Source organism: Methylobacterium sp. 391_Methyba4 (assembly GCF_029691625.1).
GTDB lineage: Bacteria > Pseudomonadota > Alphaproteobacteria > Rhizobiales > Beijerinckiaceae > Methylobacterium > Methylobacterium fujisawaense.
Genome location: NZ_CP121475.1, coordinates 5221945 through 5240631 on the forward strand (window position 1 = coordinate 5221945; position 18687 = coordinate 5240631).

The 18687-nt window shown below is 70.7% G+C and carries 21 protein-coding genes; 9 read left to right on the plus strand and 12 right to left on the minus strand.

What is annotated here, in order from left to right:
- Window positions 1-152: 152 nt before the first annotated feature.
- Window positions 153-722: a DUF3016 domain-containing protein gene (locus tag P9K36_RS24625; protein WP_278306166.1), complete on the minus strand. Its 570-nt coding sequence runs from the start codon at window positions 720-722 to the stop codon at window positions 153-155.
- A gap of 205 nt (window positions 723-927) precedes the next feature.
- Between P9K36_RS24625 and P9K36_RS24630 the strand changes: the two genes are divergently transcribed.
- A complete protein-coding gene (locus P9K36_RS24630; RefSeq protein ID WP_257787387.1) occupies window positions 928-1056 on the plus strand; it encodes a hypothetical protein in 129 nt (42 codons plus the stop codon).
- Between the two features lie 9 nt (window positions 1057-1065).
- Here P9K36_RS24630 and P9K36_RS24635 read toward each other — a convergent pair whose 3' ends face one another.
- The 6 genes from P9K36_RS24635 to P9K36_RS24660 all read right to left on the minus strand — a co-directional run bounded on the left by P9K36_RS24635 (window position 1066) and on the right by P9K36_RS24660 (window position 4658).
- The gene (locus tag P9K36_RS24635; protein ID WP_043348032.1) at window positions 1066-1344 is read right to left on the minus strand and encodes a hypothetical protein; all 279 of its coding nucleotides are present in this window, start codon (window positions 1342-1344) and stop codon (window positions 1066-1068) included.
- A 29-nt stretch (window positions 1345-1373) separates the two neighbouring features.
- Window positions 1374-1715, minus strand: a complete 342-nt coding sequence (locus tag P9K36_RS24640) for a hypothetical protein (RefSeq protein WP_244538979.1) — start codon at window positions 1713-1715, stop codon at window positions 1374-1376.
- A 319-nt stretch (window positions 1716-2034) separates the two neighbouring features.
- Window positions 2035-2493: a MucR family transcriptional regulator gene (locus P9K36_RS24645; RefSeq protein WP_043348035.1), complete on the minus strand. Its 459-nt coding sequence runs from the start codon at window positions 2491-2493 to the stop codon at window positions 2035-2037.
- A gap of 642 nt (window positions 2494-3135) precedes the next feature.
- A complete protein-coding gene (locus P9K36_RS24650; protein WP_278306167.1) occupies window positions 3136-3741 on the minus strand; it encodes a PAS domain-containing protein in 606 nt (201 codons plus the stop codon).
- A gap of 132 nt (window positions 3742-3873) precedes the next feature.
- Entirely contained in the window at window positions 3874-4023 is a 150-nt protein-coding gene (locus P9K36_RS24655) for a hypothetical protein (protein ID WP_164706361.1), read from the minus strand.
- Between the two features lie 104 nt (window positions 4024-4127).
- Window positions 4128-4658 carry a GAF domain-containing protein gene (locus tag P9K36_RS24660; protein ID WP_274926586.1) on the minus strand — a complete coding sequence of 177 codons (531 nt, stop codon included), beginning with the start codon at window positions 4656-4658 and terminating at the stop codon, window positions 4128-4130.
- A gap of 392 nt (window positions 4659-5050) precedes the next feature.
- Between P9K36_RS24660 and P9K36_RS24665 the strand changes: the two genes are divergently transcribed.
- Window positions 5051-5887: a porin family protein gene (locus P9K36_RS24665; protein ID WP_083683604.1), complete on the plus strand. Its 837-nt coding sequence runs from the start codon at window positions 5051-5053 to the stop codon at window positions 5885-5887.
- Window positions 5888-6007: 120 nt separating this feature from the next.
- Here P9K36_RS24665 and P9K36_RS24670 read toward each other — a convergent pair whose 3' ends face one another.
- The 4 genes from P9K36_RS24670 to P9K36_RS24685 form a co-directional block, all read right to left on the minus strand.
- Window positions 6008-6421 carry a VOC family protein gene (locus P9K36_RS24670; protein WP_278306168.1) on the minus strand — a complete coding sequence of 138 codons (414 nt, stop codon included), beginning with the start codon at window positions 6419-6421 and terminating at the stop codon, window positions 6008-6010.
- A gap of 332 nt (window positions 6422-6753) precedes the next feature.
- Window positions 6754-8064 carry an MFS transporter gene (locus P9K36_RS24675; RefSeq protein ID WP_043348042.1) on the minus strand — a complete coding sequence of 437 codons (1311 nt, stop codon included), beginning with the start codon at window positions 8062-8064 and terminating at the stop codon, window positions 6754-6756.
- Window positions 8065-8589: 525 nt separating this feature from the next.
- Entirely contained in the window at window positions 8590-10161 is a 1572-nt protein-coding gene (locus P9K36_RS24680; protein WP_043348046.1) for an ABC transporter substrate-binding protein, read from the minus strand.
- A gap of 90 nt (window positions 10162-10251) precedes the next feature.
- A complete protein-coding gene (locus P9K36_RS24685; RefSeq protein WP_278306169.1) occupies window positions 10252-10572 on the minus strand; it encodes a hypothetical protein in 321 nt (106 codons plus the stop codon).
- Window positions 10573-10811: 239 nt separating this feature from the next.
- On the opposite strand from P9K36_RS24685, the gene P9K36_RS24690 reads away from it, so the two are divergent.
- Both P9K36_RS24690 and P9K36_RS24695 read left to right on the plus strand, forming a co-directional pair.
- Window positions 10812-11348 carry a PAS domain-containing protein gene (locus P9K36_RS24690; protein ID WP_278306170.1) on the plus strand — a complete coding sequence of 179 codons (537 nt, stop codon included), beginning with the start codon at window positions 10812-10814 and terminating at the stop codon, window positions 11346-11348.
- Window positions 11349-11723: 375 nt separating this feature from the next.
- Window positions 11724-12362 carry a hypothetical protein gene (locus P9K36_RS24695; protein ID WP_236961930.1) on the plus strand — a complete coding sequence of 213 codons (639 nt, stop codon included), beginning with the start codon at window positions 11724-11726 and terminating at the stop codon, window positions 12360-12362.
- A 267-nt stretch (window positions 12363-12629) separates the two neighbouring features.
- Here P9K36_RS24695 and P9K36_RS24700 read toward each other — a convergent pair whose 3' ends face one another.
- Entirely contained in the window at window positions 12630-13103 is a 474-nt protein-coding gene (locus P9K36_RS24700) for a CYTH domain-containing protein (protein WP_043348059.1), read from the minus strand.
- Window positions 13104-13348: 245 nt separating this feature from the next.
- Between P9K36_RS24700 and P9K36_RS24705 the strand changes: the two genes are divergently transcribed.
- The 5 genes from P9K36_RS24705 to P9K36_RS24725 all read left to right on the plus strand — a co-directional run bounded on the left by P9K36_RS24705 (window position 13349) and on the right by P9K36_RS24725 (window position 18685).
- Window positions 13349-13816: an NUDIX hydrolase gene (locus P9K36_RS24705; RefSeq protein ID WP_051044698.1), complete on the plus strand. Its 468-nt coding sequence runs from the start codon at window positions 13349-13351 to the stop codon at window positions 13814-13816.
- Between the two features lie 195 nt (window positions 13817-14011).
- Window positions 14012-16453: an EAL domain-containing protein gene (locus P9K36_RS24710; RefSeq protein ID WP_278306171.1), complete on the plus strand. Its 2442-nt coding sequence runs from the start codon at window positions 14012-14014 to the stop codon at window positions 16451-16453.
- A gap of 140 nt (window positions 16454-16593) precedes the next feature.
- A complete protein-coding gene (locus tag P9K36_RS24715; protein ID WP_043353828.1) occupies window positions 16594-16791 on the plus strand; it encodes a hypothetical protein in 198 nt (65 codons plus the stop codon).
- A 356-nt stretch (window positions 16792-17147) separates the two neighbouring features.
- Window positions 17148-17738, plus strand: coding sequence for an aldehyde dehydrogenase iron-sulfur subunit PaoA (gene paoA, locus P9K36_RS24720; RefSeq protein ID WP_043759553.1), 591 nt, complete (start codon window positions 17148-17150; stop codon window positions 17736-17738).
- Complete coding sequence (locus P9K36_RS24725) at window positions 17735-18685, plus strand: xanthine dehydrogenase family protein subunit M (protein WP_043386121.1); 951 nt, start codon at window positions 17735-17737, stop codon at window positions 18683-18685. Before paoA ends, P9K36_RS24725 begins: the two co-directional genes overlap by 4 nt.
- The last annotated feature ends 2 nt before the right edge of the window (window positions 18686-18687 follow it).

The following is an 18687-nucleotide window of genomic DNA, read 5'->3' on the forward strand; positions in this document are numbered from 1 at the left end:
CATCCGACGAGTCCCGAAAGCCGGATGTCGCGACATCGCATCGGTCTTCACGCCACCACGCCACAGCGCGCTCCACGAGCGCCACGGCGGATGTCCGCGGCCCTGTCGGATCCGACAGGACGAATGCAGGGACGAACCGCCGGTGACGTGCCCTAGCGGCGGCCCGCCGGCTCCGGAAAGCGCCGGGCGAACCAGTCGCGCAGGAGCTGGCGCTCGTAATACAGGCTGCCGGTGGAGAAACGCGGGTTAGACGTCAGCAGGAAGTTGATATCCGTCACCGTGTCCTCGCCCTGCGCGACGATTCGATCGCCGCGGTGCAGGACATAGGCGAAGCGGATCCGTGGCGGCGTCGCATCCGTCACGACCGGCAGGCCCGTCGGCGTCGCGAAGCCGGGGCGCTCGAAGCCGGCGAGATCGACATCGAGGACGATGATGTCGAGGCGCTCATCCGGGCGGAGCCGCGCCGTGCCGAGATCCCGGAAGATCCGGGTCAGCTCGGCGAGGGTGACCCGGAGCGGCTGCCCGGAGCCGAACCGGTTCTCGGCATCGGTGAACCGGTCCGGATCGGCATAGCGCACATGGACCTGAGCCTGGACGATCGGAGCTTGGACGACCTGAGCCTGGACGACCTGAGCCTGGACTTGGGCGGCGGCTGGTCCGGCCAGAGGCAGCAGAACCGTGACCGCGAACCCGGCCCAGCCGCCGGCGAGACGCCTGCACATGTCGAACTCCTCCCCGAACCGCTTCCCGACGGCGCGGCGTGGGCCTGCGGGGTGGGACCACCCGAGCGGAGCCGCATACCCACGCTCATCCCCGACGCCCGGCTGCGACCGAATGGCTCTGACCCGTTCATAGTCTCGCCGTGTTCCGGGCGCCTCGTAGCACTCCCGGCCCGAGGGGCGAGCCGGTCATGGGAGTCCGACGCGCATGATGAACTCTGTTCTGGCGCTTCTTACCGTCGTGGCGGTTCTGGTGGTCACGGCGCTGATCAAGCTGCCGCTGCTGCCGTTCCGCCTCCTGGGCCGCCTCCTGCGCAGCCGCCCGGCGACCGCCTGATCGAGCCGCTCAGGTGGCCGTGTCGATGCAGAATTCCATCCCGCGACCCGGCCCCTGATCGGAATAATCGACGAGCGCCAGTCCGCGCTCGGCCAGGGTCGCCTCCACGGTGTCCCGCTCCTTGCGCACCATCTGGCCGACCGCCAGAGGGGTCAGCCGCGGACTCGCGCGCCGCACCTGATCGACCCCGATGCTCGCCGGCAGGCCCGCCCCTTCGGCGATCCGGGCCAGGGCGAGCCCCAGATCCCGCGCCTTGGTCTCCGCGGCGGATTTCGGCTTGTAGGCCATCTGCTTCTCCTTCTCGGCGGCCGCCCGCCTCAGGCGGCCCGCGTGTCGACGTTCACGTCGGGAAAGGCCCGGATCCAGACGCGCCGCCCCTTGGCGTCGTAGACCTCGACCTGCCAGCCCGACCAATCGAACCGCTCCACGACCCGCTCCATCAGAGCGAGGGCGACGCGCTCGGCATGGGCCCGCATCGGCGCCCCGTCGGGCAACCGGCTGCCGCACAGGTCGGTCACCAGCTCGTGGCCGTCCGTACAGTGGAAACGGTACAGCCGCGTCGGCCTTGAGGCTCTCTCGATCAATCCACAGGGCTCCACCGCGATCCGAGACAGGACGCGTCGGCGATTGAAACTGCCGATCCGAAGCGCTCTGTTCATGATATGTTCTATACAGATTCGGAGCGCGATGCACCCTGGTCCCGAGACGAGACCTGCGGAGATTCGTCTCAGGGAGGCCGAGACGATCGCCTTTGCCGATCGCCTTTGCCGATCACCGGGCGGCGAAAGGCGATGGCGCAGCGCCTCGACCGGCAAGACGGCTGATCGCCTGGGATTATGCCGTGGCCGGACGGAGGCGGACGATCTCCCCGCGGCTGCCCCCGGCCGATCCGTCGCCGTGACGGACGATTGACGATCCCGGCTCCGTCGGGGGGGAACGGGACGCGGCGCCGTCCGGCGGCGTCACGCCCGCGGGGGATCAGCGCTTCGCGCCGCCGCGACGGGCCATGGCGCCGGGCTGGCCCAGGCCGATCGCCTTGGCGAGGGCGGAGCGCTGCTCGGCATAGCCCGGGGCGACCATCGGGTAGTCGGCCGGAAGGCCGTAGCGGTCCCGGTAGCTGCGTGGATCGAGGCCGTGGCTGGCCAAGTGGCGCTTCAGCGTCTTGTAGGTCTTGCCGTCGATGAAGCTGACGATCCCGTCCTGCCGGACCGACTTGCGGACCTGGGCCGCGCCCGGCTTCTCGATCTCGGCCTGGGGCGCCGCCCCGGATTCCGGCGTCAGGGTCCCGGCGACGAGCCCGCTGACCGCGCCATGCACCCGCGCGATCAGGGCCGGCAACTCCGAGGCCGGAACCGGATTGTTCGACACGTAGGCCGCAACAAGCTCGGCCGTTATAACGGCCAAGGTGTTGGAGGCTTCATCGAAGGTCTCGTTCATGTGCAGATTTCCAAATAGCGGTTTACGTTCAGATCGTTTGGGCTCAACAAGGGTTTAAACAAGGTAAAAATTGAACGAAGACTCATCGAATAGATTCCGATTTTCTCGTGCCCTACGGCCTCCGAGAGGCGATGGCGCCGCGTCGATCACCGGGATCGCGTGACGACCCGTCTCGTGCCACCGAAGATCGTCCGGGATCATGGACACCCGGGTGGCGGCCAGATTCGGCACCCGTGCGGCGCAGCCGCCCGCTTGCCGGAACCGGCAATGGCATCGCGAACAGGCGCGTCGCCGACGCGACGGTCGGCGGTGGCCCGGCGCGACGGCCCCGGACCGTGCCGGCGATCGCCGTCAGGCGCTCCAGGTTGGCATGCCGCGCGGCGGCTCGGGCGGCCGGGTGTCCTGGCCGCCGCTTTCGGGAGCTTCGTCGGGCCCGGGATCCGCAGGGCCGCGGACGCGGGACCGCTGCCGAGAGCCGCAGGATCGGACGCTTTCGCCGGGCCGGCCGAACGTCCGGCGCACGCGTTCCGAACGCTTCGCGGGCGGCCTCGAGATCCTGTGCTTGCGTTCCTCCCGGCCAGCCCGGCGGACCCTCCCGGAGGATCGCGCGGGCGGTCCGGTCGGCGGTCACCCGGATCCCGCTCAGCGTCGACCCATCGTCCGGGCCAGGGCGCGGCCGAGGCTCATCAACAATCCGTCGGCCGCGAGGCGGAGTTCCGCCGCCGCATCCTCGCCGAGCGTCTGCCTGAGCGCGATGGCCAGATCGGCCGCACGGCTCAAGGGGTCGTCCGGCGCCGCCGCGCTGGTGAAGATGTAGCGGCCGCCGCCTTCCCGGAGTTCCGTGATGTCGATGATGATGCCACGCGCCCGGACCGGCCGCCCCGCGGAATCCGGGACGGTCCGTCCGCGGCTGATCAGCCAGTGCTCGGCTCCGCCCTGCACGACGCGGTACTCGGCCAGCACCAGACCACCCGACCGCACGGCCCGCTGGACCTGGTCCAGCAGCCACGGATGGTCGTCCGGATGGACGGCGGCCAGCGCGTCGGCGCCGCTGATCTCCGTACCGGCGAGGGCCGGATCGCCGGTGAGCAACCGGGCCGCCCCGGCATCATAGACTATGGTGCCGCGGCGGATGTCCCAATCCCAGGCGCCGACCACGCCGGATGCATCGAGGGCGGCCTGCAACCGGTCGAACGGCGTATTGAATCCGTCGGTCGCGTCGATCGGCGTCCTCGAAATCTCACTCATGACGCGAATCCCGGCCGCACAACCGGGATGATCTGGCATAGAAATGTGCCTCTTTGCCAGAATCTCGACGGAGATTTCATCAGCGGGTCCGGTCGATCAGGATCGGCACGCCGGGCGGCCCGTCATGCCGCATCATTTCCGCTGGGCGGTGGGGTTGGGTGTCGACGACGTATCCGGCGCGACGGCCGGATTGACGGGCGTGACCGTCGACCACGTGGCCGCGATCGCCACAATGGCGAGCAGCAGGGCGACGAAGATGCCGATGAGGGTGAGGCGCTTCATGAGGAGGGTCTGGGACTTCCGTGCAGGGCGATGAAGGCGGGGAACGGCCTGAGCGGCCGATCGATCCCGCCGGCCCGCAGGATCCGAACGGCCGGCACCGACCGTCACGGCCCGCTCGGACGGATCCGATCCAAGGCCGCCGCCGCGTGCCGGGCCAGACCCTCGAGCCGGCGAACGGTCCCGTCGTCGGGGATGACGGAGGCGCACCAATAGGCGCTGAGGGCGGCGACCGGCTCGGGGGAGCCGATCGGAACCACCACGAGACTGCGCATCGAGGTCAGTCGGTAGACCGCGATCGGCACCCGGGGATCGCACTCGATGTCCGGCACGACGATGGTCGCGCCATCGAGCATGGCCCGTCCCGAAACGCAGTCGGTCAACGGAAACCGGCGGCCGCGCCACAACGGCTCGATGGCGTCCTCGGCGGCGTAGAATGAGGCGTCGCCCTCGCGCAGCACCACAGCAATCCCATCGGAGCCGGCGATCTCCCGGGCCGTCTCCCGCAGGATCGTCACGATGTCCTCGAGGAAGCGGGCGGTCGCCAGCCGGCACGAGGCCCGAACCAGACCGGCGTCGGAATCCAGGGGACGTTCAGCCATCTGGGACGCGTCGTGGAAGCAGGCCGATCGATCCATGAAGCGCCCTCCGCGACGTCGCCTCGGGGTCGCCTCGGGCGTCTTCTTCGGTTGAAGCCTCACTGCGCGCGACGGCGCGGACAACAACTTGGATCAAGCGTTTCGCCGAAGCGGTTCGGCGTGATCGGATCGCCCGCGCGTGGCGAGACGCGGAGAGATGAGCGGGCGACGCCCGACATATTGGTCATCGCGGCGGGGCGACGTGGCAGATGTCACGAAATAGTTCCCGATCCTTCGATCACGACGCCGAGATGATGTGCTCCAGCGCACCTTCCGGTCCACCGCCTCCGGACCCCCGCCGACGCTGTTGCAACAATGCACTATCGCGTCCGCACATCCTGACGTCCTGTCCGCCCCGCACACATCCCGCCTAACGGGAGACAGAGGACCAGATGATCAAGAAGCTTCTTCTCGCGAGCGCCGCCACGGCCCTCCTGACCGGTGCCGCCTCGGCTGCCGACCTGCCGCGCCGCGCCGCCCCGCCGCCGGTCTTCACCCCCGTCCCGGTCTTCACCTGGACCGGCGCCTACTTCGGTATCAACGCCGGCTACGCTTTCGACGCCAGCGACCGCAACACCGGCAACACCTTCGCCGTGCCGTTCCCCTACGCCGCTCCCGGCACCGTCGCCTCCTTCCGCAACCGCAGCCAGGACGGCTTCTCCGGCGGTGGCCAGATCGGCTACAACTGGCAGCTGACCCCCGGCTCCGGCGTCGTGTTCGGTATCGAGGCCGATGCCCAGTACCTCGACTTCGGCCGTAACCGGAACAACGCCTTCGTCGCCGGCGCGCTGGCCCCCGGCTACTACGTCACCGACCCGCGCGGCCTCTCCAGCCTCGACTTCTTCGGCACCGTCCGCGGCCGCCTCGGCTACGCCTTCGACCGCACCCTCGTGTACGGCACCGGCGGCTTCGCCTACGGCTCCGGCAGCGCCGACCGCTCCTTCGGCGGCTACGCCGGCAACGACAGCTTCCGCACCGGCTGGGCCGTCGGCGGCGGCGTCGAGTACGCGCTCCCCACCGACTCCTTCCTGAACTTCTTCCGCTCGTCGGCCGTGACGCTCAAGGTCGAAGGCCTGTACGTCAACCTCGACCGCAACACCCGCAACCAGGGCGCGTTCGTCATCAACGCCGCCAACAACTTCCCCGTCGTCTACAGTGGCATCGGCCGCCGTTCCGACGAGTTCGCCGTCGTCCGCGCCGGCCTGAACTACAAGTTCGGCTCCTACTAAGACCGCGCCGCGGCGGTCGGATCCCGACCGCCGCGCCAAGCCGAGCTCGCAAGGGGCCGCGTCCGAAAGGACGCGGCCCCTTCGGCGTTGAGGGCCGCCCCGACGCGGCCCGGCGCCGTCTCAGTAGCCCTTCCAGAGGCCCGGGGTGGCCAGCTCCAGCAGGTGCCCGTCCGGGTCGCGGAAGTAGACGCTGACGCCGCCCCTCGGCCAGCGGGTGCGCCCCTCGACGGACACGCCGGAGGCCGCGAGATGCTCCTCCCAGGACGCGAGGGCGTCCGCGTCGATCGAGAACGCGACATGGGCCGGGCCGCGGCCGTCATGCGGCGGGATGAGCCCGCCCGGCGTCTCGATCGGCTGCAGGGACCCGCCCTCCGGGAAGAGCAGGAGGACGCCGCGGCCGCCGACGTCGAAGGCGCGCATGCGGAAATCCGTGAAGAGGCAGGGCAATCCCATCGTGTCGCGGTAGAAGGCTTCGGCGCGGTCGAGATCCGCGACGTACAGCGCAGTCTCCAGGATGGCGTTGAGCTTGGGCACGGCGATCTCCTGACGGCATCTCGGTCACGGGCGGCCCGGCCGCCGGGCTCGATCGTCCGGCGGGGATGTTCCGCGACGTCGCGCGAGCCGCCGGCGACCGCGCCGGCGGTCACCATCGGCAGAGCCTCGCGGTCGATCCGCCTCGGCCTGACGCGTCGGCTCCGCCCGGACGGCGTCCTGCAAGGCGTCGTCCAACGTCATGGGTCCGGCTCCCGGTCATCGGTGCGCCCGGCCGGCGGGCCCCGATCCGGTCCGGATCGGCCCCGTGCCGGGCGATGGCGGCACCAGGGCCAACCGGCCGGTCCCGGACTCGGTTCGCCGCCGCGCCGGGCTCAGACGGTCGACGGGCGCGGCGTACCCCGGTCGGGACGCGGGGCACGGCCCGGCACCAGTGACAGGGCGGCCGAGAGCAAGGCGAAGGCCACCAGGGGCAGAAGGCTCAGGGTGAAGCTGCCGGTCCCGTCCTTGATCGCGCCGATCAGGTAGGGGCCCAGGAAGCCGCCGAGATTTCCGACCGCGTTGATCGCCGCGATGCTCGCCGCCGCCGTTGCGGGCGGCATCTGCTCGGTCGCGAGCGCCCAGAACGGCCCCTTGAGCATGTAGACGCCGACCGCCGCGACCGTCAGCGCCGCCACGACCGGGCCGAGCCCCGAGAGGACCGTCCCGCCCGCGAGCCCCAGCGCCAGGACCAGGAACGAGAGCGCGAGGTGCCAGCGCCGCTCGGCGGTCCGGTCGCTGTGCCGGCCCCAGAGGACCATGGCCAAGGACGCGAATCCGTACGGGATGCTGTTCAGGAGCCCGGTCTCGACATTGCCGAGGCCGAAGCTCTTGACGATCTGCGGCGTCCAGAACGACAGCCCGTAGCTGCTCGCCGTCGAGCCGAAATAGATCGCCGCGAAGAGGGCGAGCCGCCGGTCGCGCAGGATCTCCCAGAGCGGCGGCTTCGCGGGCGCGCCGCGGCGGGTGTTGCGCGCCGCCTCGGACCGGAGCTGCCGCTCCAGCCAGTCCCGCTCGGCCGCCGGCAGCCACGCCGCCTCCCGCGGCCCGTCCGGCAGGAACCACAGGACCGCGACGGCCAGGACCACCGCCGGCAGGCCCTCGAGGATGAACAGCCACTGCCAGCCGGCGAGGCCGAACCCCGTCACATTGAGCAGCGCGCCGGAGATCGGCGAGCCGAGGAAGGACGAGATCGGGATCGAGATCATGAAGATCCCGATGATCCGCGCCCGGTAGGCGGAGGGGAACCAGTAGGTGAGGTAGAGGATCACGCCGGGGAAGAAGCCGGCCTCGGCGAGCCCCAGCAGGAAGCGCAGGGCGATGAACGACCACGGCCCCTGCACCAGCGCCATGGCGGCGGAGATCAGGCCCCAGGTGGCCATGATCCGGGCGATCCACAGCCGCGCCCCGAAGCGCTCCAGCATCAGGTTGCTGGGGATCTCCATCAGGAAATAGCCGAGGAAGAAGATCCCGGCGCCCCAGCCGAACACGGTCGCCGACAGGCCGACATCGTGGTTCATCTGGATCGCCGCGAAGCCGACATTCACGCGGTCCAGGAAGGACACGAAGTAGGCGAGGATCAGGAACGGCACGAGCCGCCAGCCGATCCTGCGCATCGCCGAGCGTTCCAGGGCGGCGTCGTCCATGGCCTATCCTCGCGCGTGTCGTGGGCTCGGGCCGGGCCCCCGGGGTCCGGATCGATCCAGGTCACGGCTCCAGGTCACGGCCGGGCCCGCACGGGGCTCGACGTCGCCGCGGGGCCCCCGTGAGCGGCGGGCCGGGCGTCTCGTCTCGGGCTTCCTCGCGGGCCGGTCATCTCTGGTTGTGACCTGTGCCAACCTCAGCTTAACCCGCGGCCGCCGCGGCTGGGAAGCGCCATCGGGCTTCAACGGATCGGATCTGTCGAAGCCCGACGGCGTATGCGTCCGCCAGGCTGCCGGCCGCGATCGCCTGCAGGCGCGCGCGCCGGGCTGCCGCACCTGCGGGCCGCGAAGCGCCATCCGGCGGCCATCCAGGCCGCGCGACGCTCGGTGACGTCCCGCGATTCCGGGTTGCCGGCGCCGCTCGCCGGGACGGAGACACGGCGGGCGGCTCTCGACGCCGGGGCCTCGGTCTGGTTCGGAGCGACCGCCGTGCCGCAGGTCCGGGTCGGGACGGCAGTCCGCCGCCCGTCACCCCTTCTTCACGTTCCAGAACATCGGCACGCCGTCGAGCACGCCGGTCAGGGACGGCTTGTACGAGGTCTGGTTGAAATATTGCCCGAGGGGCAGGTAGGGCAGGTCGGTGAAGGCCTGCCGCTGAAGGGCGCCCGCGAGCTGCTTGCGCGCGGCGGTGTCCGGGGCGTCCAGCCACTGGTCCCGCAACGCCTCGATCTTCTCGCTGGTGGGCCAGCCGATCGCGGCGCTCTGGCCGGTCCCGCGCAGGAAGGCGCTGACTGCCGGGTTGGCCTGGTCGAGCCCCGCCCAGAAGGTGCAGAAGGCGCTCCAGCCGCCCTGGGCGATCGGGTCCTTCTTGGCGCGCCGCTGCACCACCGAGCCCCAGTCCATGACCTGATAGTCGACGTTGAAGCCGGCGCGCGTGAGCATGTCGGCCGCCACGTCGGCGAGCGCCTTGAGGCTGGGGAAGTCCGAGGCGCCCATCAGCACCACCTTCTCGCCCTTGTAGCCCGCCGCCGCCAGCGCCGTCTTGGCCGCCTCGTAGTCGCGCTTGCTCGTGAGGACATCGAGGCCGACATCGCTCGCCATCGGCAGGCCGGGGCAGAAGAACCCGGTGGGCACGTGGATCAGCTTGGGATCGGTGCCGGTCACCGCCTGCATGAAGTCGGTCTGGTCGACGACCTTCAGCAGCACCTGCCGGATGGCCGGGTTGTCGAAGGGCGGCTGAAGCTGGTTCATCCGCAGGCAGCCGATCAGGCCGGTCGGGTCGGTGATCCGCGTCGTGAGCCCGCCCAGGGTCGGAACGAGATCGGCCGGCGGCTGCTCCCACCAATCCATCTCGCCGGTCTGCATGGCCGAGGCGGCGGTGGCTTGGTCGGGAATGACGTGCCACTCGACCCGGTCGACGAAGACGCGCTTCGGACCCGAGGTCCATTGCGGCTCGCCGCCCTCGCGGGGGACGTAGCCGGCAAAGCGCTCGTAGACCACCCGGGCGCCGACGACGCGCTCGTCCGCCTTGAAGCGGAAGGGGCCGCTGCCGACCATCTCGGTCACCTGCGTGAACGGGTCGGTCTTGGCGAGCCGCTCCGGCATGATGGCGCAGATCGAGGATCCGACCTTACCGAGGGCCTCCGGCAGGAGTGCGAAGGGCTTCTTCAGCCGGAACTGGATCGTCCGGTCGTCGGGGGCCGAGAGTTCGTCCGTGTAGGCCATGAGCGTCTGGCCCATGGCGTCGCGCTTGCCCCAGCGGGCGATGCTCGCCACGCAGTCGCGGGCGAGCACGGGGCTGCCGTCGTGGAAGGTGAGCCCGGGCCGCAGGGTCAGGCGCCAGAGCTTGTCGTCGTTCTCCACCGTGTGGCCCGCCACCATCTGCGGCTGGGCGGCATAGCGCGCATCGGTGCCGTAGAGCGTGTCGAACACGGCGAGCCCGTGATTGCGGGTCACGTAGGCGGTCGTCCAGATCGGATCGAGCACCGTCAGGTCGGCCTGCGGGATGAATTTGAGCGTCCGCGCGGCACTGCCCTGCGCCAAGGCCGGGGCCGCGAGAGCGGCGCCCGACAGGGCCATGAAGGATCGTCTGTTCAGCATGCCGACTCGCCCGAGCGTTGCAACCCGGCAAAGGTTAGCACGTGGCGGGCCAAGCGCGTGACGGGCGAAGCGGATCAGGGGCGAAGCGCGTCACGGGTGAAACGAAGCGCGTCGCTCCGCGAGATTCCGCACGAGGTCCAGGAGACGATGGCGAAGCTCGGGATCCTCGATCCGCCGGAAGGCGGACAGGAGAGCCTCCGCCTCGTCGGCGCGCCGTTCGGCACCGCCATCCTCCCGTTCGGCGGCGCGCGGGCCGTACAAGGTGGCTGCCGGAATCGCCAGGGCTTCGGCGATCCGCTGCAGGAGCCGCCCCGTCGCCGATTCGGGCGGACGGGCCCGGTGATCGAAAGGGTTGTCCTCCGGCGCCGCATCCCCGGAGGATCCGCCCGGATCAGGTGCTTTGGGTCCCATCGGCGGTCAAGCTTCGGCACGCAGGCTGGCGGGAGCATTCATAATACAGAAGAATGCCGACACGCGAGTGCCCAGCAAGCAACAGTTGCATAATTGCGCTAAGAATCCCTTGAGGTTGTGACAGACATCCTAATAAGAGGTGATCGGGGACGAATACGAACACCGCCATGCCCAAGACTAAGCCGCACGCCGGTCGGAACCGTTCCAGGGCGTTCCCGATCGCGGGCGAGACCGCGGACATGATCGGACACTGGGACTGGGATGCCGCCACGGACCGCGTACGGGTCGATGCCTTCGCGGCTCGCCTCTTCACGGTCGATCCGGCCGAGGCCGAAGCGGGTCTGCCGCTGGCGTTCTACGACGGGATCACCCATCCCGACGACCGCGAACGGGTCATCGGCCTGATCCGCCGCAGCGCCGCGGAGGGGAGCCCGTACATCGCCGAGTACCGGGTGATCTCCATCGACGGCCGGACGCACTGGGTTCTGGCCCGCGGCCGCATCTTCGGCGACCATACGGGCCGGCCAGCCGGCGGTCGCGGAATCCTGGTGGATGTCACGCGGCTGCGCGCGAGCGAGGGCCTCTCCGATGAGGTCACGCCCGGTGCCGGGGAGACGCCGCTGGACCGGGCGGTCGAGCATGCCATCGCCGCGCAGGACGCGATCGTCGCCGCCGGGGATCCGGTGCTGAAGGCCCAGGCGGACGCGCTGCTGATGGCGCTGGGACGGCGGCTGGCACAGCGGCACATGGTGGAGCAGCGACGGCGCCTGAACTGACGTCGGCGATCGATCGCCGATCATCACGCGCGACGATCGGCCATGAGCAAGTTCTCGCCGAGGTGATGACTTTGTCGGCGACGATCCAGGGCGCCCTGCAGGCTGCCGAAGGCGCCGCGTCCGGCACCGCCGCGGTGACGATCACGGACGGCAGCGTCCGGGTGCGGGCGCCGGCCGAGCTCCGCGCCGGCGCAGGCCGCCCGATCCGGAAGGACCCTGGTCCTCGCCGCCGCCGCTCCCGCACGCGGGCCGGCCGGGTGGCGCCCGTCCTGCGGCAGCACGCAACACCTTCCTGAATGGCCCCGGTGAACACGACTTCCATTTCTCGGCTCACCGCTTGGATATGACGGCAGCCGATTTCAACTACAAAGAAATTTGATCAGTACGCGCCCGTCTTTCTGGACAACGGCCGAGATCAGGCTTAATCTGGATATGTTCGTGCCGCCGATGTGCGGGCTCGAATGCTTCCAAGGATCGTCTTACATGAAGCGCCGCAGCGCGCGACCGTTCATGGTCGAAGTCAAGCAGACCCGTCCGGCCCGCACATCGCTGACTGCCACTGAAGCGCGCTCCCGCCCGGACAAGACTCTATGGCCGGAACTGGCGCAGGCCGCGATGGAGCCGCCGGCATCCGTGCCTCAGGCGGCACCGGCCCAACGCCCGGAACGGAAGGCGCCGGAGACACCGGCTCGCCGGGTTCTGCCGAGCCTCGTCCCCATGTTCGAGATTCCGGACGAGCCGGTGGCCGAACCGGCGGACGAGGCCGTGCCGGCACCTCGGGTGCGGCGGCCGCGTCGTACCCGGGCTCCCGCGTCCGAGCAGGACATCGCCCCCCAGGTGCAGGCGGCACCGCCGCGTCCGGCCGCAGAGCCGCCCCTGCCCGTCGCGGAGGCGCCCCCCCTGGCGGCCGCGTCCGGTCAAGGTCCGTCGCCGCGATCGACGGCCGGGCGGCGAACGAAGGACCTGCGGCTCGGGGAACGCTGGAAGCGGCGCCTTCCGCCGGCCCTGCGCTGACCCAGGCTGCGCTGACCGGTTCTGGCGCCTTCGCCCGGATCCGTCAGGGACAGCACGGTCCGAAGGTCTCGAGCCATCCGCGCAGACAGGCTTCGCAATCCGGCCCGGCGCCCTCGGCCGGCGGGCTCCATCAGGTCCGGAACCGGCTCGATCCGTCAGCCCCGGGAGCGGCACGCCGGGCGGCTCGTCCCGGCAATCCGGCGCTTGGCGGCGTCCCATCGGAACGCCGCCTGTCCAACCCGATGGATCCGGCGGGGGCGCAGACGGTCAAGCCGCCTGCCGCTCCGGCACCAATCCCGCGGCCAGGCGCGAGTTGCGGTAGCGCGCGTCGCCGGTGACCTCGCCCTCGACCCAGGGGGGCAGCACCACCGGCTGGTCCTCGCGCTCCAGCTCGATCTCGGCCAGGATCAGGCCCGAGAGCCCCCCGCCGAACACGTCGACGTCCCACGTCGCTCCGGCATGGACGACCCGGTAGCGGGTCTTCTCCAGCCGCCGGTCGGGCGGCACCGTGGCGAGGAGCGCCGCGCCGTCCTCGGGCGGGATGGCGAATTCGATCTCGTCCCGGCAGGCGCCCCGGCGCGGGCTCTTCCACGTGATGAGCGTGCGCGCCCCGGCGCGGCGGATCCGGATCGTGTTGGCGGCGTCGGTGAAGAGATAGCCCTGAACGAAGTGCGTCCCCTCCCGGCACAGCGCCAGAACCGACGGGTTCGCGATGAACTTGCGCTCGATCTCGACCGGCATACCGTGCCTCGTGGACATTTGACGCAGGAGCTTTCGCGGAGGAGCCGGCCCGAGACAAGCGGGCTGCCGGGGATGAGCACAGCGCTGAGGGCATGGCTCGGTGCCGATTCGCACGGGCTGAATTGGTATCGTATTAAACTTATGTAAAAGCGCGAGGAGTCTTGGCCTTGCAAAAGCAACATCAGAAACCCCGCCCCCCAACATCCCCGAGGTCGGCGCTGAAGACGTCATCCAAGCGGCCGAACGTGAAGAAGCTGCTCCGGAAGGCGCATGTCAAACCGCTGAAGCCGCTCAAGCAGGTGGCGGCCCTGCCGTTCCGCGTCGACGCGGAGGGCCGGATCGAGATCCTGCTGATCACCTCGCGGGATACGGGCCGCTGGATCATTCCGAAGGGCTGGCCGATGTCCGGCCGGAAGGCCCATCAGGCGGCCGAACGGGAGGCCTTCGAGGAGGCGGGTCTCAAAGGGCAGATCGCGGCGAGCCCGGTCGGTCGGTACCACTATCAGAAGCGCTTCGATCACGGCCGGGCGTTCCCCTGCATGGTCCGCGTCTACCCGCTGCGGGTCGAAGCCCAGCATGCGCGCTGGCCGGAGCAGGATCAGCGCACGCTGCGATGGTTCCCCCCCGAAGAGGCGGCACGCCTCGTCCACGAGGACGAACTCCAGGAGCTGCTGGCGGATTTCGCGGTGCGGCCGGTTGAAAGCCACGGTTGAAGGCCGCTGCGGCCCATTCGTCGCCGCGACCCGGGCGAGGCTATAGGGCAAAGAGGCTGCGCTGAAGGGGTGGGACAATCGCGCCGGAAACGCCCGCCCGCGGGTGCCGGGCCGTCCGCGACCGCAGCTTATGCAACTTCTGATTAGTATCCGCAGGTTACGGTTCCGGCCATCGCAGATGGGCGGGGCACCTCGATGTATCGCGCTTTCGCTTGCCTGACCGAGGAACACACCGCCTGGGTGGTGGCGCTGGCGGCCTGCATCTGCTGGATCTCCTGCGCGGTCGCCCTCAAGCTCGAGCAGCGCGTCCAGGCCCACAGGCACGGGCCGATCTGGCTCCTGGCCTCGGGCTTCTCGATCGGAGCCGGAATCTGGAGCACGCACTTCATCGGCATGCTCGGCTACGATCCCGGGGTGGTGCTCGGCTACGAGCCGCGCACGACCCTGCTCTCCCTCTTGGTCGCCATCGCGGCCGCCACCGCGGCCTTCCTGCTCGCCCGGGCCACGCCGTCGCGCTGGGCGGGGGCCGGGGCCGGCCTGGTGCTGGGGATCGGCATCGCCGGCATGCATTTCCTCGGCATCGCCGGCGTGCGGCTGCCCGGGCATTTCACCTGGGACCCGGCCCTGGCCGTCACGGCGATCGCGGCGGGCTGCCTGCTCTCGGCGGTGGGGATGGCCATCCATGTCGGGCCCGCCGGCCCGCGGGCCCGGTTCGCGGCCGCGACCGTCCTGACCCTCGCTATCGCGGTCCTGCACTTCCTGGCCATGGCGGCCGCCCGGGTGGTGCCGGATCCCGCCCTGGCGATCCCGCAGCTCGGTCTCGCCCGCGGCGTGCTGGCCGGCGGCATCGCCGCCATGATGGCGGTGATCCTGGCCTTCGCGGCGCTGACGCTGATGTTGGACCACCTGCGCCGGATCAACGTCGCCCTGGCCCGACAGAGCCACATGCTGCGGGAGAAGACCCTGCTGCTCGACGCCACCCTCGACAGCATGGACCAGGGTCTGATCATGGTCGACGCGGGCGGTGCGGTGCGCGTGTGCAACGAGCGGGCGCTGGCGCTCCTCGATCTGCCCCGGGCGATGATGCAGGCGCAGCCGAGCTACCGGGCGGTGCTGCGCCATGAGGCAAGCCGCCGCGAGCGCCGACTCACGGACCGCTCCTCCCGGGCCTGGATCGAGCGCGGCGAGGCCGGGCAGACGCAGGTCCACGAGCGGGCGCGGCCGAACGGCCTCGTGCTGGAGATCCGCACCGTGCCGCTGGCGGATGGCGGCTTCGTCCGGACCTTCACCGACATCACGGAGCGGAAGGCCGCCGAGGCCGAGGTGGCCCGCCTGGCGCGCCACGACGTGCTCACCGGCCTTCCGAACCGGGCGCTCTTCCACGAGACCCTCGCGCGCAGCCTCGCCGACATCGCCCTGCGCGGGGGCGCCTGCGCGGTCCTCTACCTCGACCTCGACGGCTTCAAGAGCGTGAACGACAGCCTCGGCCACCAAGCGGGGGACGAACTCCTGCGCCGCGTGGCGGCCGGCCTGCGGCGCGCCGCGGGGGACGGGGCGGTGGCCCGGCTCGGAGGCGACGAGTTCGCCGTGCTCTCGGACGGGGGCACGGCGGAGGCCGCCGCCCTGGCCGAGCGCCTCATCGCCCTGTTCGACAGCCCGTTCAGCGTGGCCGGGCACCGGGTCGGCGTCGGCCTGAGCATCGGCATCGCGCTGGCGCCCGAGCACGGAATGGATGCGGAGCCCCTCTACCGCCGCGCCGACCTCGCCCTCTACCGGGCGAAGGCCGAGGGCCGCGGCACGTACCGGATCTTCACCCCCGCCATGGACGAGGAGGCCGAGGAGCGGCGGATGCTCGAACGCGACCTGCGGCAGGCTCTCGACGACGATACCCTGAGCCTGCACTATCAGCCGCAGGTGGACGGCTATACGGGGGCGCTCGTCGGGTTCGAGGCGCTGCTGCGCTGGACGCACCCGGTCCGCGGCAGCGTTGCGCCGAGCGTCTTCGTGCCGCTCGCCGAGGAAACCGGCCTGATCGTGGTGCTCGGCGACTGGGTGCTGCGCGAGGCCTGCCGCGAGGCGGCGCAATGGGCGCAGCCCCTGAAGGTCGCCGTCAATCTCTCGCCGCGCCAGTTCCAGAAGCCCGATCTGCCCGAGTCCGTCCTGGCCATCCTGGCAGAGACCGGCCTGTCGCCGGACCGCCTGGAGCTGGAGGTCACCGAGAGCATCATCATCAACGACATGGCGCGGGCCGTGGGCATCCTCCGGCGCCTGAAGGGCTACGGCATCCGGATCAGCATGGACGATTTCGGGACCGGCTACGCGTCGCTCGCCACCCTCCAGGCCTTCCCGTTCGACAAGCTGAAGATCGACCGCTCCTTCGTGGCGCAGCTCGGGACCGGACCGCAGGCTGCCGTGATCGTGCGCGCCGTGCTCAGCCTCGGCCGCAGCCTCGGCATGGGCGTGGTCGCGGAGGGCGTCGAGACCCACGCGCAGATGAAGTTCCTCACGGAGGAGGCCTGCGGCGAGATGCAGGGCTACCTGTTCGGCAAGCCGCGCCCGATCGCCGACTACGCCGCGGCGGTCGGCGCTCCCGCGGTGGCGGTCGCCGCCGGATCGGGCCTCGCCGCGGCCGGGTGAGGGCCGTCGCCGGCCTTACCCGATGGGGAACCCGCCGGATCCGTCCGACGTTGGGCCAGCAGATTGGATCACTTCTAAGGTCCACGCTCTCCGTTCCCCGCCAGGGCGGCCCCGGCCGCCGGCCTCACAGGAGCCTGACCATGAACGCCAAGTGCGAGACCTGCCGGTTCTTCGACGAGCACAAGGGCAACGGCGCCGTCGCCCAGAACGATGCCGGCCTGTGCCGCTTCAACCCGCCGGTCAGCCAGCCCGCGCCCGAGTCCAAGGGATTGTGGCCGATTGTCGGTGCCCAGGACTGGTGCGGCCACTACACCCCCGAGATGACGGCGGCCGAGTAGGAATTTTCGCAGGGCGCACGATGGGGCCGGCCTTCGGGTCGGCCCTTTCGTTTGGCGTCAACGTCCCCGGCCGCCGCCGGGCGCCACCCGCAGCGCCGCACCGCGGTCGGCGCGCATGCGTCTCGTGATCGGTCGGGCCCGCGGCCTCCGACCGCGGGGCCCGCGATTTTCGGGTCGATGATCCCGTCGCCCCCTGACCATCGGGGACGTGGGCGCTACCTTGGAGCCAATCCAGGGTGTCGGTGTTTCCCCGGGTGTCCCGCCTTCAATGGGCCGACGCGCGTCGGCGGCGGCGCCGGCCCGGAGACCGAGACGCGCCGTCCCTGCCCTTGTGATCTGAACCGGAGAGAAACTTGATGGTGGGAGCTACCGCCGCCGCGCCCCAGGACCGGGGTGCCGGGACTTCACAGACCACCGCACGGACCGACGCGCCGGTCCTCGCCACCGTCACCTTCACGGTGAACGGCGAGCGGCGCACGCTGGACCTCGACACCCGCACCAGCCTGCTCGACGCGGCACGCGAGCACCTGCACCTGACCGGGTCCAAGAAGGGCTGCGACCATGGCCAGTGCGGCGCCTGCACGATGATCGTCGACGGGCGGCGCATCAATGCCTGCCTGACGCTCGCGATCATGCACCAGGGCGCCGAGATCACCACGATCGAGGGCCTCGGCCAGCCGGACCAGCTCCATCCGATGCAGGCGGCCTTCGTGAAGCACGACGGCTACCAGTGCGGCTACTGCACGCCGGGCCAGATCTGCTCGGGCGTGGCCGTCCTCGAGGAGATCAAGGCCGGCATCCCGAGCCACGTCACCGTCGACCTCGATGCCGCGCCCCGGGTCACCGAAGCCGAGATCCGCGAGCGCATGAGCGGCAACATCTGCCGCTGCGGCGCCTATTCCAACATCGTCGAGGCGATGACCGAAGTCGCCGGGGGGCAGGCATGAAGTCCTTCACCTACGAGCGCCCGAGCACGCCCGCTCAAGCCGCCGCCGCCGTCGCCGGGACGCCCGACGCCAAGTTCATCGCCGGCGGCACCAACCTCCTCGACCTGATGAAGCTGCAGATCGAGACCCCGCGCCACCTCGTGGACGTGAACGGCCTCGGCCTCGACACGGTGGAGCCGACCGCGGAGGGCGGCCTGCGCATCGGCGCCCTGGTGCGCAACACCGACCTCGCGGCCCATCCGCGGGTGCGCAAGGATTACGGGGTCCTGAGCCGGGCGCTGCTGGCCGGCGCCTCGGGCCAGCTGCGCAACAAGGCGACCACCGCCGGCAACCTGCTCCAGCGGACCCGCTGCCCGTATTTCTACGACACGGCCCAGGCCTGCAATAAGCGTCGGCCCGGCTCGGGCTGCTCGGCCCTCGACGGGGTCAACCGGCAGCTCGCGGTGATCGGCGGCAGCGACGCCTGCATCGCCACGCATCCGGGCGACATGGCGGTGGCCATGCGGGTGCTCGACGCCACCGTCGAGACGGTCGATGCCGCGGGCACGGAGCGCCGGATCCCGATCGCCGAGTTCCACCGCCTGCCCGGCGACGCCCCCGAACGGGATACGAACCTCGAGCCCGGCGAACTCATCACCGCGGTGACGCTGCCGAAGCCGGTGGCGGGCACGCATATCTACCGCAAGGTCCGCGACCGCGCCTCCTACGCCTACGCGCTGGTCTCGGTGGCCGCCATCCTCGGCAAGGACGGGACGGGTCACGTCGCCTTCGGCGGCGTCGCCGCCAAGCCCTGGCGGGACGCGGCGGCCGAGGCCGACCTGCCGAAGGGCGCGAAGGCCGTGACCGACCGGGTCTTCGCCGACGCCAAGCCCACCCCCGAGAACGCCTACAAGCTGAAGCTCGCCGAGCGGACCCTCGGCGCCGCGCTCAACCAAGCGAGGGCCTGAGC